Source organism: Klebsiella sp. GG_Kp173, from assembly GCF_040062415.1.
In the GTDB taxonomy this organism is placed as follows: domain Bacteria; phylum Pseudomonadota; class Gammaproteobacteria; order Enterobacterales; family Enterobacteriaceae; genus Klebsiella; species Klebsiella quasipneumoniae.
This window is the reverse complement of record NZ_JBEAFZ010000008.1, coordinates 13,898-28,794: the sequence shown is the minus strand read 5'-3', so window position 1 is coordinate 28,794 and position 14,897 is coordinate 13,898. Positions and strand designations below refer to the sequence as shown.

General features: G+C 59.0%; 13 protein-coding genes and 1 pseudogene. 5 read left to right on the top strand and 9 right to left on the bottom strand.

Features of this window, described 5'->3' with window-relative positions:
* Window positions 1-35: 35 nt before the first annotated feature.
* The 3 genes from creC to creA are packed head-to-tail and all read right to left on the bottom strand — an operon-like array spanning window position 36 to window position 2,635.
* Window positions 36-1,460 (bottom strand): two-component system sensor histidine kinase CreC, encoded by a 1,425-nt coding sequence (gene creC / locus ABLU50_RS07140; RefSeq protein WP_087833129.1) that lies wholly within the window; start codon window positions 1,458-1,460, stop codon window positions 36-38.
* Window positions 1,460-2,149, bottom strand: coding sequence for a two-component system response regulator CreB (gene creB, locus ABLU50_RS07135; protein WP_087833130.1), 690 nt, complete (start codon window positions 2,147-2,149; stop codon window positions 1,460-1,462). Before creB ends, creC begins: the two co-directional genes overlap by 1 nt.
* Before the next feature lie 12 nt (window positions 2,150-2,161).
* On the bottom strand, window positions 2,162-2,635 hold the full coding sequence (creA, locus tag ABLU50_RS07130; protein ID WP_004204218.1) for a protein CreA: 474 nt from the start codon (window positions 2,633-2,635) through the stop codon (window positions 2,162-2,164).
* Between the two features lie 209 nt (window positions 2,636-2,844).
* On the opposite strand from creA, the gene robA reads away from it, so the two are divergent.
* A complete protein-coding gene (gene robA / locus ABLU50_RS07125) occupies window positions 2,845-3,714 on the top strand; it encodes an MDR efflux pump AcrAB transcriptional activator RobA (protein WP_004204217.1) in 870 nt (289 codons plus the stop codon).
* Here the strand turns inward: robA and gpmB are convergent.
* Window positions 3,711-4,358, bottom strand: coding sequence for a 2,3-diphosphoglycerate-dependent phosphoglycerate mutase GpmB (gpmB, locus tag ABLU50_RS07120; RefSeq protein WP_004204216.1), 648 nt, complete (start codon window positions 4,356-4,358; stop codon window positions 3,711-3,713). The two genes, robA and gpmB, sit on opposite strands and share 4 nt — an antisense overlap.
* A gap of 113 nt (window positions 4,359-4,471) precedes the next feature.
* On the opposite strand from gpmB, the gene yjjX reads away from it, so the two are divergent.
* Window positions 4,472-4,987: an inosine/xanthosine triphosphatase gene (yjjX, locus tag ABLU50_RS07115; RefSeq protein ID WP_087833131.1), complete on the top strand. Its 516-nt coding sequence runs from the start codon at window positions 4,472-4,474 to the stop codon at window positions 4,985-4,987.
* Here the strand turns inward: yjjX and trpR are convergent.
* Window positions 4,974-5,303, bottom strand: coding sequence for a trp operon repressor (gene trpR / locus ABLU50_RS07110; RefSeq protein WP_004204213.1), 330 nt, complete (start codon window positions 5,301-5,303; stop codon window positions 4,974-4,976). The two genes, yjjX and trpR, sit on opposite strands and share 14 nt — an antisense overlap.
* Window positions 5,304-5,391: 88 nt before the next feature.
* Complete coding sequence (sltY, locus tag ABLU50_RS07105; protein WP_004204212.1) at window positions 5,392-7,329, bottom strand: murein transglycosylase; 1,938 nt, start codon at window positions 7,327-7,329, stop codon at window positions 5,392-5,394.
* 228 nt (window positions 7,330-7,557) lie between these two features.
* Here sltY and ettA point away from each other — a divergent pair, with 228 nt between their 5' ends.
* The gene (ettA, locus tag ABLU50_RS07100) at window positions 7,558-9,225 is read left to right on the top strand and encodes an energy-dependent translational throttle protein EttA (protein WP_004204211.1); all 1,668 of its coding nucleotides are present in this window, start codon (window positions 7,558-7,560) and stop codon (window positions 9,223-9,225) included.
* A gap of 256 nt (window positions 9,226-9,481) precedes the next feature.
* Here ettA and nadR read toward each other — a convergent pair whose 3' ends face one another.
* The 3 genes from nadR to serB are packed head-to-tail and all read right to left on the bottom strand — an operon-like array spanning window position 9,482 to window position 13,099.
* Window positions 9,482-10,714, bottom strand: a complete 1,233-nt coding sequence (gene nadR, locus ABLU50_RS07095; RefSeq protein WP_057213322.1) for a multifunctional transcriptional regulator/nicotinamide-nucleotide adenylyltransferase/ribosylnicotinamide kinase NadR — start codon at window positions 10,712-10,714, stop codon at window positions 9,482-9,484.
* Between the two features lie 21 nt (window positions 10,715-10,735).
* Complete coding sequence (radA, locus tag ABLU50_RS07090) at window positions 10,736-12,118, bottom strand: DNA repair protein RadA (RefSeq protein ID WP_002887800.1); 1,383 nt, start codon at window positions 12,116-12,118, stop codon at window positions 10,736-10,738.
* 9 nt (window positions 12,119-12,127) lie between these two features.
* A complete protein-coding gene (gene serB / locus ABLU50_RS07085) occupies window positions 12,128-13,099 on the bottom strand; it encodes a phosphoserine phosphatase (RefSeq protein WP_004886545.1) in 972 nt (323 codons plus the stop codon).
* A gap of 104 nt (window positions 13,100-13,203) precedes the next feature.
* Here serB and ABLU50_RS07080 point away from each other — a divergent pair, with 104 nt between their 5' ends.
* Complete coding sequence (locus ABLU50_RS07080; protein WP_017901229.1) at window positions 13,204-13,851, top strand: YtjB family periplasmic protein; 648 nt, start codon at window positions 13,204-13,206, stop codon at window positions 13,849-13,851.
* Window positions 13,851-14,866: pseudogene (gene lplA / locus ABLU50_RS07075) on the top strand (lipoate--protein ligase LplA). Before ABLU50_RS07080 ends, lplA begins: the two are co-directional and overlap by 1 nt.
* Window positions 14,867-14,897 lie beyond the last annotated feature (31 nt).

Here is a 14,897-nt window from a genome sequence, read left to right as displayed (position 1 = left end):
TCACCATAGGGCGGCTGTGTGGGGAGAATTTGAAGCTATGTGAAGGGACGGTGAAGTCTCAGCGTAGCGACCACGCCGCCTTCGGGCCGATTGTGCAGACGGATATCGCCATGATGCAGGCGCGCCACTTCACGAACGAAGGCCAGCCCAAGGCCGCTGCTCTTGTGGCCGTCTTCACGCGGCAGCGAGTAGAACCGATCAAAGATCCGCGTCAGGGCATACTCCGGAATACCGCATCCGTTATCCGTTACGCTCAGTTGCACCTCTGCATTTCGTTTCTCTACCCCCAGGGCGATCTCGCCGCCCTGGGGGGTAAAATCAATCGCGTTGTCGAGCAGATTACCCAGCGCCTGGGCCAGCAGTTCGCCATCGCCATTGACCAGCATCCCACTCGCCTGCCAGCGCAGAGTAATGGCTTTCGCCGCCAGGGCGATGTCGCGCTCCTCCGCCAGGCGTTGGTATAGCGCATCTATCGACACCGGCTGTAGCTTTATCTCCAGCCGGCTTTCCAGTCGCGCCTGCTGGAGTAACCGCTCCACCAGCAGCTGCATGCGGCTGTTCTGCGCGAGGATATTCCCAGTAAACCGCGCCGCCACCGCAGGCGGCGGCCCTTCGCGCAGAATCTCCGCCGCACCGCGAATGGCCGCCAGCGGACTTTTCAGCTCGTGCGTCAGGTCATAGACATAGTTTTCGATGGCGTTTTTGCCTTCGAGCTTCACCCGCATGCTCTCCAGCGCCTGGGCCAGCTTACGCAGTTCGCTGCTGCCGACCTCCGGCAACGGCAGCGGGCGGTCAGCGGTCACGGAGTCCGCATAGCGCACCAGCTTACCGATAGAGAAATTAATCCACCAGACGACGCCGCAGCCGATCAACAGCGCAATGCCCAGCAGGGCGCCGCCGGCCCAGAGGATCCGCCGCTCGCTGCGCTTAATGACCGGCGTCATCGCCAGGTTGGGTTTACCGACGCTCAGCACGCCGATAATCCGCCCCTTATCCATCACCGGCGCGGCGATATACATCACCGAGCTGGCTTCATCATGCGGATCGCTGCGCGAACTGCGCGCGCCATACTGCCCGCGCAGGGTGAGCCAGACGTCGTTCCAGCGTGAATAGTCCTGCCCTGTCGCCTCTCCACTGGAGTCAAACACGACCTTGCCCCGGGCATCGGTCAGATAGACGCGGTACTCATTACGCACCTTTTTAATTCCGCCAATGTTGGCGTTTAGCCGCTGCTGGTTGAGCTGTTGAAAGGCCTGCGCCAGCCTGCCCTGCTGCGGGTTTGCCGCCAGCAGGTCCTCACGCGCCAGCGCCGCCAGCAGGGTGGCGGTATCGTTGAGGGTCCCCTCCGTCGCCCGGCGCACGCCCGGCTTCACTTCCTGGACAAAGATCGACAGTACAAACCACGCGGCGATCGCGACGATAAGAAAATAGCCCAGCAGCAGGCGCATGCCGATGCGCATCAGCAGCGCCCCAGGCTGTAACCCATCCCGCGATGGGTATTGATTGGCGACAAATCAGGATTCACGGCCCGCAGTTTAGCGCGCAGGGTTTTGATGTGGGTGTCGACGGTGCGGTCGAGGCTTTCCCAGGCATCGCTCCATACCCGCTCCATCAGCTGCTGACGGGAGAAAACGCGACCGGGCGCGTGAAGCAAAGTTTTCAACAGCAGAAATTCATAGCGCGTCAGGTTCAGGGGCTGGCCGAACCAGCTTATCGACGCCGCCTGCTCGTCAAGCACAAACTCGCCGACGCGAACTACCGACGAAGGCGCGGCAAATTTTTGCAGCCGTCGCAGCACGCTGCGCACCCGCGCGCAAACTTCGCGCGGCGAAAACGGCTTGGCGATGTAATCGTCAGCGCCGATTTCCAGCCCCAGCAGCTTATCGACCTCATCGCTCCGCGCCGTGAGAAACAGCATCGGCAGCGCCGGAAAGCGCGCCAGCAGGCGCCGACAGAGCTCGAAGCCGCTGATATCCGGCAAGCCAACGTCGAGGATGGCGACATCGGGCGCCTGATGCGCCGTCGCCTCCAGCGCGGGCAACCCGCGGTCGAAGACGGTGACCTGGAAGCCCTCCTGCTGGAGCATATAAACCAGGGTATCGGCGATACTCTGTTCATCCTCAACTAACCAAATCCGTGGCTGCTGCATGCGCGCTCCCGTTTATTTATTCCAGGGCATAATCGGCACGGCGCTGATGGCGTTCTTCGGCGAACCATCAACTACTTTATCCGAATAGGTCAGGTAGACCAGCGCATTGCGTTTCGCATCATAGAAGCGAACGACCTGTAGCTTTTTAAACACCAGCGAGGTGCGCTTCTGGAACACCACGTCGCCCTGGCTTTTGCCATTTTTGATTTTGTCCGTCAGCTCAATCGGCCCGACCTGCTGGCAGGAGATGGCCGCGTCGGAGGTATCTTCCGCCAGACCCAGCCCGCCTTTGATCCCGCCGGTCTTCGCCCGGCTGATATAGCAGGTCACGTTCTGGACATCCGGATCGTCAAAGGCTTCGACGACAATTTTGTGATCCGGTCCTAACCATTTGAAGACCGTATCCACGGAACCAATCTGCTCCGCCTGAGCAATCTGACAGCCGGCCAGCAACAGCAGGCCCATCGCAAACTTCTTGTATTTCATATTGTTACCATTATTAAAAAATATAGCTAAGTGATTATCACGGACTTAGCAGAAAAGGTTTATAGATCACAGCTTTACAAAATTATCGTTCAGATCCACTGACCTACCGCATTTAAAAGCAAAAAAAACACTGAATGCTAAAACATCAAAAAATGCTATTATCCGCTACTTTAATATCAGGCACCTGTGTTTAAGGATGGGGACATTTTATGGATCAAGCAGGGATTATTCGCGATCTCCTTAGCTGGCTGGAAGGTCACCTGGATCAGCCGCTTTCTCTGGACAATGTGGCGGCGAAGGCAGGTTATTCCAAGTGGCATCTGCAGCGAATGTTTAAGGATGTCACCGGCCACGCTATCGGTGCCTATATTCGCGCGCGCCGGTTGTCGAAATCAGCTGTCGCATTACGCCTTACCGCCCGTCCAATCCTTGATATTGCGCTGCAGTACCGTTTCGACTCCCAGCAGACCTTCACCCGGGCGTTCAAGAAGCAATTCTCGCTGACGCCGGCTCTCTACCGCCGCTCGCCGGACTGGAGCTCGTTCGGTATGCGTCCGCCGCTACGTCTTGGCGAGTTTACCCTGCCGAAACATGAATTTGTCGCCCTACCCACGACTCAACTGCTCGGTGTGACTCAGAGCTATACCTGTAAGCTGGAGGAAATCTCCGACTTCCGCAACCAGATGCGGGTCCAGTTCTGGCGAGATTTCCTCGGCAACTCGCCGTCGATCCCCCCAGTGCTCTACGGGCTGCATGAACCGCGTCCGAGCCTGGAGAAAGACGATGAGCAGGAAGTGTTCTATACCACCGCGCTGACGCCGGAGATGGCTAACGGCCACCTGCAGAACGCCCATCCAGTGACGCTGGAGGGCGGCGAGTATGTCATGTTTACGTATGAAGGGCTGGGTACCGGCCTGCAGGAATTCATCCTGACGGTCTACGGCACCTGCATGCCGATGCTGAACCTGACGCGCCGCAAGGGGCTGGATATTGAACGCTTCTATCCTGAAGATGAAAGCCGGGATCAGGCCACGCCTATTCAGTTGCGCTGCGAGTATCTGATCCCGATCCGCCGTTAACGCTGCAGCTCGTCCATCGCGGGGGCGTCAAGATGCGAGACGTCGCCCGCCGTTTCCACCACCCACCCGGAAGCCAGCCACGGGCTTTGCTGATAATCGACGCGCGAGATCGAGCAGTTGCGCAGGCGCAGACGACGCTCTGCGTATGCCGGCAGCCCTAAAATCGTACTCACCAGGCAGCCCAGCGCGATACCATGACTCACCAGCAGCGGTCGACTACCGGCCGGTAATTCCAGACAGGCGGCCAGCGCCGCATGCATACGTTCGCTAAGCTCCTGCATCGATTCGCCCTGCGGAATGCGACCATCCGGCGTGCCGTTGACCAACTGGCGGCGCCAGCCCTCTTCTTCTTCGCTGAGCGAGTCAATATGGCGCTTCTCCAGCACTCCCATATCCAGCTCGCGCAGGCGCGCATCAGCGATCACGCTGCAGCCGCAGGCTTCGGCAATAATCTCTGCTGTGCGACGGGTTCGTCCCAGATCGCTGGTAATGATATGGGTGATCCCCAGCGTTCTGGCGCGCTCGCCAACCTGCCAGGCCTGGCGCTCACCGTGTGCGGTCAGCGGGCTGTCGGACTGACCCTGAATACGTCGCTCGGCGTTCCACTGCGTTTCACCGTGGCGAACAAGGTATACCTGTAACATGCTTTTATTCCGTTCTGAACTCGTTATCGACCGCTTGCGGGCATTACCGACTGCCCTGGGGGTGATTTAGAGTATACTGCGATGACGTTAGTTTATTCTGAGTTGTTTTGATTATGCACCATGTTGTCTCAGCGACCACTAATCCCGCCAAAATTCAGTCAATTCTGCAGGCTTTTGACGAGATTTTCGGCGAAGGATCCTGCCACATTGAGTCCGTCTCCGTCGAGAGCGGCGTGCCGGAACAGCCCTTCGGCAGCGAGGAAACGCGCGCTGGCGCACGAAATCGCGTCGCCAATGCGCGCCTCGCACAGCCCCATGCCGATTTCTGGGTCGCCATCGAAGCCGGAATTGACGATGACAGTACCTTTAGCTGGGTGGTCATCGAAAGCGCCAGCCAGCGCGGAGAAGCGCGCTCAGCCACGCTGCCGTTGCCTGACGTTATTCTTGAGCAGGTTCGCGCTGGCGAAGCCCTCGGGCCGGTCATGTCGCAGTATACCGGCATCGATCAGATTGGTCGTAAAGAGGGAGCGATTGGGGTTTTCACCGGCGGCAAATTAACCCGCAGCAGCGTTTACCATCAGGCGGTCGTGCTGGCGTTAAGCCCGTTCCACAACGCTATTTATCGCTAGCCAACAGCGTCTGCTCCAGCCACTGGCGCAGCTCAACCGGCGCCGACTTCAGGCTGTTGGACCCGCGGGTAATGGTCGCAATGCCGGCACCGAGCTCATTTTTCAGCTCGCGCTGGCTCATCTCACCGCGCAGCAGCTCTTCGATAATGCGCACCCGAGTCCCCAGCGCTTCACGCTCATCAGGGGTCAGCATGAGCTGCAGCAACGGTAGATGCAGATCCTGCGCATAGGCCTGCTGTAGCAGCGCCACAAAGCGCAGCCACTCCTGATGACGTTGTTCGGCAACGGCCGCGGAATAGGGAGATTGTTGGGTCATATCGCGCCACCATATTGAGACGGGCAGCTTACGCTGCCCGTCGAATGTACTCATCAACGAGTACAAAGCATAACATACTTCCCGGCGATCAGTAACGCTGCCGCCACTCCGCATCGCTGAAGAGCTTATCCTGCTGACCCATAAAGTAGCGATAGTAGGCGTCATAGGAGAGGACATTCTTCACGTAGCCGCGTGTTTCCGAGAACGGAATACTCTCGACAAACGCCACGGCGTCGATCCGTCCGGCGCTGTTCCCCTGCCAGGTGCGTACCCGACCCGGCCCGGCGTTATAGGCCGCCGAGGCGTAAATGCGGTTATTACCGAACTGCTGGTAAACGTACTGCAGATAGCTGGTGCCGATGTTGATGTTGGTTTCCGGATCCAACAGCTGCGACGGGCCGCTGTAGCCGGGAATGCTGAACATGCTGACGGTATGCGTCGCGGTGCCCGGCATAATCTGCATCAGCCCGCTGGCGCCGACCGGCGAGCGCACTTTCGGGTTCCAGGCGCTCTCCTGGCGGGCAATCGCCATCGCGTAGCTCTGCGGAATATCTTTACCGCTGATATAGCGGGCAAACAGATCGTTATAGGCCAGCGGGAAGCGCTCCTCCAGCTGATCCCACAGTTTTCCGGCGATCGTCGCCTGCACGCTCAGATCCCACCAGTGTTGATCAAAAGCGTAACGCGCGAGCTGCGCCTGCTGGGATTTACTACGGCTGGTGACCAGGTTCGCCCATTCAGTGCGCGCGGTGTTATCCATATTCCAGTACATCAGCTCGCGCACCCGGGCCATCTCCGGACCGGAGGCCAGCGCCGGATCGAGCGTGCCAATCGCTTTATCAATGCGGAAGGTATACTCCTCGCCGAGACGCTGCGCAGCGACCATCGGGTAGAAACCCCGCTGCTGCATCAACGACCGGAGGATCGCCTGCGCTTCCTCGTCCCTGCCGCGCTCCAGCAACAGATCCGCCTGCCAGTAGCGCCATTCGTCTTTCTCTTTCGCCTCCATCGGCAGGCGCGCCAGCCAGGTATTCAGACCATGGCGATCGCCCGTCCCCAGCGCCATCCGTACCCGCCGCTCCACCAGCGGCGTGGACTGCGAGCGCATAATCGCATCGTCGCGCCAGATGGCCTGCTCTTCGGTCACATCGTTCCCCATCAGGCGCCAGGCGACAATATCGCGTAGCTCCTGGGTCTGATCCTCATTGAGCTGCTGGGCCTGCACCAGCGAAGGGATCATCAAACGGGCATTTTCCACATCCTGACGGGCGACGCTGGCGAAAGCGACGGCGGCCATCTGGCGGGTAAAGTCCGTCGCCCCGGTGGTGCGGGCAAAGGTCAGAACGCTGTTAGGATCGTTAGCCAGGGCGACCACGGCGCTGGCGATGCTCTGGTAGTTGGCAGGCATCTGCTGGGCCAGCGATTTCACCAACCCAATATTGCCGGCCTTCATCGCCAGGCGGATCCGTTCGAGATAGGCCAGCGGATCCTGTTGGCCGGAGTCGCGCCAGGCGCTGAACAGCGGTTCACAGGCGCCGGGCTGGTTCTTGCCCGTCAGCCAGAGCGCTTTCGCTCCGCTCCAGGCCTCCTGCGACTGACCCACGCTCAGTTTGGCGTAGTAGTAGTTGCACTGCGCCTCGGTGCTGGTCGGCTTATCGGGGCTAAACGCCAGCAAGCCGCGCCAGTCGCTGCGCCGGGCCAGTTCATTCACGAAACGCGAACGTAATGAACGCGCCGGGGGCAGCGTCGGGTTGGCGTCAATAAAGTTTTTCACCACCAGCGCCGGCTGGTTCATCAGATCGTCGGTGATCTGCCGGTACTGCAAATAGGGATACAGGGGATAGGTGCTTAACGTGGGCATCAGCTGGTCAACCACATCCATCTGCCGGTTATCCCACGCCTGCTTAATTTGTGCGTAGCGGCTGCGCTGTTCATCCAGTGAATCCGCATGCGCCAGCTGACTCAACGCCAACAGACCAACGCTGGCAGCCAAAAGATGCCACGCCATTTTTTTGGCTTTTTCCACAAGCTCTTCCTCTTTCAGGTGCATTTTCGCAGCATCGTGCCGCTTAAAAGCCCCTACCGGTTCGGCAGGCGGCTTTACTTATGCTAATCAGACAACGCTAAACGCGCCATGTCCTGAACATTTTTTTACGCTTCTGTGAATCCTGTCGCCTCGCTGGGATTAGCGCGCGAAAAAGGCTACACTTCGGCTTTGAACTATCTATCAAAATAGAAAGAGGCGAAGTCCAACGTGGCTCAATTCGTTTATACCATGCATCGTGTCGGCAAAGTGGTTCCGCCGAAACGTCATATTTTGAAAAATATCTCCCTCAGCTTTTTCCCTGGCGCGAAAATCGGTGTGCTCGGTCTGAACGGCGCCGGTAAATCTACCCTGCTGCGCATCATGGCCGGTATCGACACCGAGATCGAAGGTGAAGCGCGTCCGCAGCCCGGCATTAAAATTGGCTACCTGCCGCAGGAACCGCAGCTCAACCCGGAGCACACCGTGCGCGAGTCCGTGGAAGAAGCGGTCGCCGAAGTGGTTAACGCGCTGAAGGGTCTGGACGAAGTCTATGCCAAATACGCCGAGCCGGATGCGGACTTCGATAAGCTTGCCGCACAGCAAGGCAAGTTCGAAGAGATTATCCAGGCGCACGACGGCCACAACCTGAACGTGCAGCTGGAGCGCGCGGCCGACGCCCTGCGCCTGCCGGACTGGGATGCGAAAATCGCTAATCTTTCCGGTGGTGAACGCCGCCGCGTCGCGCTGTGCCGCCTGCTGCTGGAAAAACCGGATATGCTGCTGCTCGACGAACCGACTAACCACCTGGACGCCGAGTCCGTCGCCTGGCTGGAACGCTTCCTGCACGACTTCGAAGGCACCGTGGTGGCGATTACCCACGACCGTTACTTCCTCGATAACGTCGCCGGCTGGATCCTCGAACTTGACCGCGGCGAAGGTATTCCGTGGGAAGGCAACTACTCCTCCTGGCTGGAGCAGAAAGATCAGCGTCTGGCGCAGGAAGCTTCTCAGGAAGCCGCACGTCGCAAATCCATTGAGAAAGAGCTCGAGTGGGTACGCCAGGGCGCGAAAGGTCGTCAGTCTAAGGGCAAAGCCCGTCTGGCGCGCTTTGAAGAGCTTAACAACGTTGAATACCAGAAACGTAACGAGACCAACGAACTGTTCATTCCGCCAGGCCCGCGTCTGGGCGATAAAGTTCTGGAAGTCAGCCATCTGCGCAAATCCTACGGCGACCGCGTGCTGATCGACGATCTGAGCTTCTCGGTACCGAAAGGCGCTATCGTCGGCATCATCGGTCCGAACGGCGCGGGTAAATCCACCCTCTTCCGCATGATGTCTGGCCAGGAACAGCCAGATTCCGGCACCATCACCCTGGGTGAAACCGTTAAGCTGGCTTCCGTCGATCAGTTCCGCGACGCGATGGACAACAGCAAAACCGTGTGGGAAGAAGTGTCCGGCGGCCTGGATATCATGAAGATCGGCAACACCGAAATGCCGAGCCGCGCCTACGTGGGCCGCTTTAACTTCAAAGGCGTCGACCAGGGTAAACGCGTTGGCGAGCTGTCCGGCGGTGAACGCGGTCGTCTGCACCTGGCGAAGCTGCTGCAGGTCGGCGGTAACGTCCTGCTGCTCGATGAACCGACCAACGACCTGGATATCGAAACCCTGCGCGCGCTGGAAAACGCCCTGCTGGAGTTCCCGGGCTGCGCGATGGTTATCTCGCACGACCGCTGGTTCCTTGACCGTATTGCCACCCACATTCTGGATTACCAGGATGAAGGTAAGGTGGAGTTCTTCGAAGGTAACTTTACCGAGTACGAAGAGTACAAGAAACGCACTCTCGGCGCCGACGCGCTGGAGCCGAAGCGAATCAAGTACAAACGTATCTCAAAATAAAATGCAAAAAGGCAACGTAAGTTGCCTTTTTTAATGTTTGCTCCCTCTCCCACTGGGAGAGGGCCGGGGTGAGGGCAAGGTAAAAGTAAAAAGGCAACGCAAGTTGCTTTTTTAGGGTTTACTCCCTCTCCCACCGGGAGAGGGCCGGGGTGAGGGCAAGGTAAAAGTAAAAAGGCAACGCAAGTTGCCTTTTTTAGGGTTTGCTCCCTCTCCCACCGGGAGAGGGCCGGGGTGAGGGCATCAGCCCGCAGAGGACCTACCCCTGCTCCCCCATCAGCTGCTTCACCAGCTCGACGCAGCGCAGGAAGCGCGTATCATAGTCCGACTCCTTAACATGGACGAAATCGATCTCGTTCTCTTTCAGCAGCGACACCAGCAGCGACTGAAACTCTTTACGATCCACCGAACTCCCAAGACTGCGTAACCCATCAGCCACCCACGGGGTGTTGTTCTCCAGCAGGATCACCAGGTCAAAGCGGTATTCATCAATCAGCGCCTGCACGAACGGGTGCTCACGCCCCTCGTACTTCAGACAGAACGCCTGAGTGCTGACGAAGTCGGTATCGATAAATGCCACCTTGTTGGCATATTTCACTGCGAAATCAATATACTGGGCATGCCCGAGGGCAATTTTATCGTAATCAGAATACTGGAGCGCCATCTCATCGCCGCCGAGATGCGAAAAGACATAATCCCGGCCATATTCCCAGGCGCTGGTAGTATTGAAGATATTGGCGAGCTTATTGACCAGCGTTGATTTACCGCTCGACTCGCCGCCGAGGATCGCCACCGTCCGCACAAAGAACGGTTTCACTTCCGTCGGAATATATTCCCAGTAGCGGAACGGGTTCTCGCGGATCTGGCCGCCGCTAATATTCATAAAGGTCCGCTTAGGATCGATAAGCACCGTCTCGATCCCCAGATGCTCAAGGTACTGCGGCGCATCGGCCTCTTCCGAGGTATAGATCCGGTTCGGCTCGATCCCTTTTTCGCTCATAAAAGCGCGGATCCCATGACTCCACACATCCCAGCCGTGCGGATAGGGCTCCATCCCCTCTTCATTGAACGCATGGATGCGAATATTCTTCTGATACTTAAAGGTCTGTAGCAGCCAGCGCAGGCGGTCAGGCACCGTCGGCTGCTGCGACATGGCGCTCTCTTCAAACAGCTCGCGGTCGCGGGTATCGTCATAACCCATGATGATATGCAGCTCATCGACCTGGCTACAGGCGCGTTGAATCAAATAGATGTGCCCGGTATGCAGCGGGTAAAACTTACCAAACACCACGCCGACGCTTTTCTGTCGGCGGGGAAACTCCAGCCCGAGGAAGCGATGCAGCGCTTCAAGCTTCTGCGCGCTCGGGCTTTTGATTTTGGCGTTCAACAGCTGGCTGAGATACCCCTTGGTCATCCCGCTGGCTTCCGCCACCTGCTGCAGGGTACAGCCTTTCTGCTTTATGGCGCTTTTTAAATAGTCAAATGACGACATCGCTAATCTCCTTTTAACTTATTATAAGTCGTCAAAAACGCTTAGCGCGTCTGAAAGCTTTTTCACACCAAAGATTTGCATGCCTTCCGGCACTTTTTTCGGCACATTGGCCGCCGGGACGATGGCGCGGCGGAAGCCATGCTTCGCTGCTTCGGAGATACGCTCCTGACCGCTCGGCACCGGGCGAATTTCGCCGGCCAGCCCCACTTCGCCAAAGACCACCAGGTCCTGCGGCAGCGGGCGATCGCGCAGGCTGGAGACCATCGCCAGCAGTAGCGCCAGATCGGCGCTGGTTTCCGTGACCTTCACCCCGCCGACCACGTTGACGAAAACGTCCTGATCGGCCATCTGCAGGCCGCCGTGGCGATGCAGCACCGCCAGCAGGATCGCCAGACGGTTCTGTTCCAGCCCCACCGCCACGCGGCGCGGGTTGGACATCATCGAGTGATCCACCAGCGCCTGGATCTCCACCAGCAGCGGGCGGGTCCCTTCCCAGACCACCATCACCGAGCTGCCGGAGGTGATTTCATCTCCCCGGCTGAGGAAGATAGCGGACGGGTTGCTAACTTCGCGCAGCCCCTGCTCGGTCATGGCGAAAACGCCCAGCTCATTCACCGCGCCAAAGCGGTTTTTGTGGCTGCGCAGAGTGCGGAAGCGGGAGTCGGCATCGCCGTCCAGCAGCACCGAGCAGTCAATACAGTGCTCCAGCACCTTCGGGCCGGCCAGCGAACCGTCTTTGGTGACGTGGCCGACCATAACGATCGCCACGCCGCGAGTTTTGGCAAAGCGCGTCAGGTAGGCCGCCGTTTCACGTACCTGGGCGACGCTGCCCGGCGACGACTGAACGTCGGCCATATGCATCACCTGGATTGAGTCGATCACCATCAGCTGCGGTTTTTCTTCATCGGCAATCTGACAGATCTGCTCAATGCTGGTTTCCGAGAGCATGTTCAGGTTCGCCGTCGGCAGCCCAAGGCGATGGGCGCGCATCGCCACCTGCTGTAGGGACTCCTCCCCGGTGACGTACAGCGTTTTCATCCCTTCCGCCAGCTTGCACAAAGTCTGCAGCAGCAGGGTCGATTTCCCCGCGCCGGGGTTGCCGCCAATCAGGATCGCGCTGCCCGGCACCACGCCGCCGCCGAGTACGCGATCGAACTCTTTAAACCCGGTGGAGAAACGCGGCAGCGCTTCCAGGCTGATGTCTGACAGCTTCTGCACCTTCGAGACGCCGGCGTTACCGGCGTAGCCTGACAAACGCTCGTTTCTCGCCACCTGCGGCGACGCGGCGATGCGCATCTCGGTGATGGTATTCCAGGCATGGCAGGCGCTGCATTGCCCCTGCCACCGCGGATAATCCGCACCACATTCATTACAGACAAATGCGCGTTTTGGAGCTTTCGCCACGTTTACCTCTTACTTTTGGTTCATGCTGCCCGAGAGAATACAGAATACCCCCATCAGGTCAGCGTGGCGGATAGTCACTTCCGCCTGTTCATTCACTTTAGGCTTCGCATGATACGCGATACCAAGCCCGGCAGCCTTAATCATCGGCAGGTCGTTGGCGCCATCGCCGATGGCCACGGTCTGCGCCGTTGGGATCTCATACTTTTCCGCCAGCTTGCGCAGCGTATTGGCTTTGTATTTGGCATCGACGATATCGCCGAGCACGTTGCCGGTAAGCTTACCGTCGCGGATCTCCAGTTCGTTGGCGAACACCGCGTCGAGATGCAGTTTGTCGCGCAGATACTCCGCAAAGAAGGTAAAGCCGCCGGAGGCGATCGCCACCTTCCAGCCCAGCGTTTCCAGCTTGAGCACCAGCTGCGCCAGGCCCGGCATCAGCGGCAGCGCGTCGCGAACCTGCAGCAGAATGTTGGCATCGGCGTCTTTTAGTGTCGCCACGCGCTGGCGCAGGCTGGCGGTGAAGTCCAGCTCGCCACGCATCGCCCGCTCGGTCACTTCTGACACCAGCTCGCCGGTGCCGGCCAGTTTCGCGATCTCATCGATGCATTCAATTTGGATCGCCGTGGAGTCCATATCCATCACCAGCAGCCCTGGGGTGCGCAGATGGGGAATTTTACCCAATGGCGCGACGTCCAGCCCCGCCTCATGCGCCAGTCGCGTCGCACGCGGGGTAAGCGAGCCCGCCAGGCGGATTACCTGATAATCCTCGACCACCCAGGAGGCGACGATCACTAACGCGGCGCCCAGCTCGCGCTGCCACGCCGTCAGACGGCGTTTATCCAGCCCACGTCCGTACAGCAGCCAACCGCTGCGCCCGGCGTGATAATCCAGCGGCATGACCTCGTCACCGCTCAGGGAAAGCGGCAACCCAGGCCACAGGGAAACGTCTTCAGGCAGGTCGCACCAGGTCAAACTGTTAGGCATTACGGCTCCACATCTCTTCATTCAGGCGAGGAAAATAACGCATGAGGCTACCTTGTAACCAGCGCTTCTGGCAACATTAAGCTGCAAATTTTCAAAGGTGGAATATGGTTCGCGCAAAACTGAAATTCCGGCTGCATCGTGCGGTCATTGTCCTTATCTGTCTCGCCCTGCTCGTCGCGCTGATGCAGGGCGCCTCGTGGTTCAGTCAGAACAGTCAGAAACAACGCAATCCGCAGCTGGAAGAGCTGGCCCGCACGCTGGCGCAGCAGGTGGTGCTGAATCTCGCGCCGCTGATGCGCAGCGAGACGCCGGACGAGAAGCGCATCCATCAGCTGTTGACGCAGCTCACCCACAACAGCCGCGTACTTGACGCCGGGGTATATGACGAACAGGGCGACCTGGTGGCGCGCTCTGGCGAAAGCGTCGAGGTTCGCGACCGGCTGGCGCTGGATGGTAAGAAAGCCGGCGGCTACTTCAACCAGCAGATTGTCGAACCGGTGCCGGGAAAAAATGGCCCGCTGGGCTATCTGCGTCTGACCCTCGATACCCATACTCTGGCGACCGAGGCGAAGCAGGTGGATAATACCACCAATATCTTACGCCTGATGCTGTTGCTGTCCCTGGCCATCGGCGTGGTACTGACCCGCACGCTGCTGCAGGGCAAACGCACCCGTTGGCAGCAATCGCCCTTCCTGCTCACCGCCAACAAGCCGGTTGAGGATGAAGACGATGAAAAGAAAGGAAATCTATAATGTCCACACTGCGCCTCCTGCTTTCTGACTCTTACGACCCGTGGTTCAACCTGGCGGTCGAGGAGTGCATCTTCCGCCAGATGCCCGCCACCCAGCGGGTGCTGTTCCTGTGGCGCAATGCCGATACCGTGGTCATCGGCCGCGCGCAGAACCCGTGGAAGGAGTGTAATACCCGCCGAATGGAAGAAGATCATGTGCGGCTGGCCCGTCGCAGCAGCGGCGGCGGTGCGGTGTTCCACGACCTCGGCAATACCTGCTTTACCTTTATGGCTGGCAAACCGGAGTACGACAAAACCGTCTCCACCGCTATTGTGCTGGCGGCGCTCAATTCACTCGGCGTAACCGCCGAAGCCTCCGGGCGCAACGATCTGGTGGTCAAAACCAACAGCGGCGACCGCAAAGTCTCCGGCTCCGCCTATCGTGAAACCATGGACCGCGGTTTTCACCACGGCACCCTGCTGCTCAACGCCGATTTAAGCCGTCTCGCCAACTACCTCAACCCGGACCAGAAAAAGCTGCAGGCTAAAGGCATTACCTCGGTGCGCGGGCGAGTGGCGAATCTGGTTGAGCTACTGCCGGGCATTACCCATCAGCAAGTTTGCGAGGCGATCCAGGAGGCGTTCTTCAGCCATTACGGCGAACGGGTAGACGCCGAGGTGATCTCCCCGGACAACACGCCGGACCTGCCGAACTTTGCCGACACTTTCGCTCGCCAGAGCAGCTGGGGATGGAACTTCGGCCAGGCGCCCGCCTTTTCCCACCTGCTGGACGAGCGCTTCCCCTGGGCGGCGTCGAGCTGCATTTTGACGTTGAGAAAGGCCATATCACCCGCGCGCAGGCCTTTACCGATAGCCTGAATCCGGCGCCGCTGGAGGCGCTGGCGGCACGCTTAGTCGGCTGTCAGTATCGGGCTGAGGTTTTGCAGCAGCAGTGTGAGGCGCTGGTCGGCGATTTCCCGGAGCAAGAAGCGGAACTGAAAGAACTGTCGGCATGGATTGCCGGCGCGGTGCGCTGATAAAAAAAGCCGGATGGCGGCTACGCCTTAT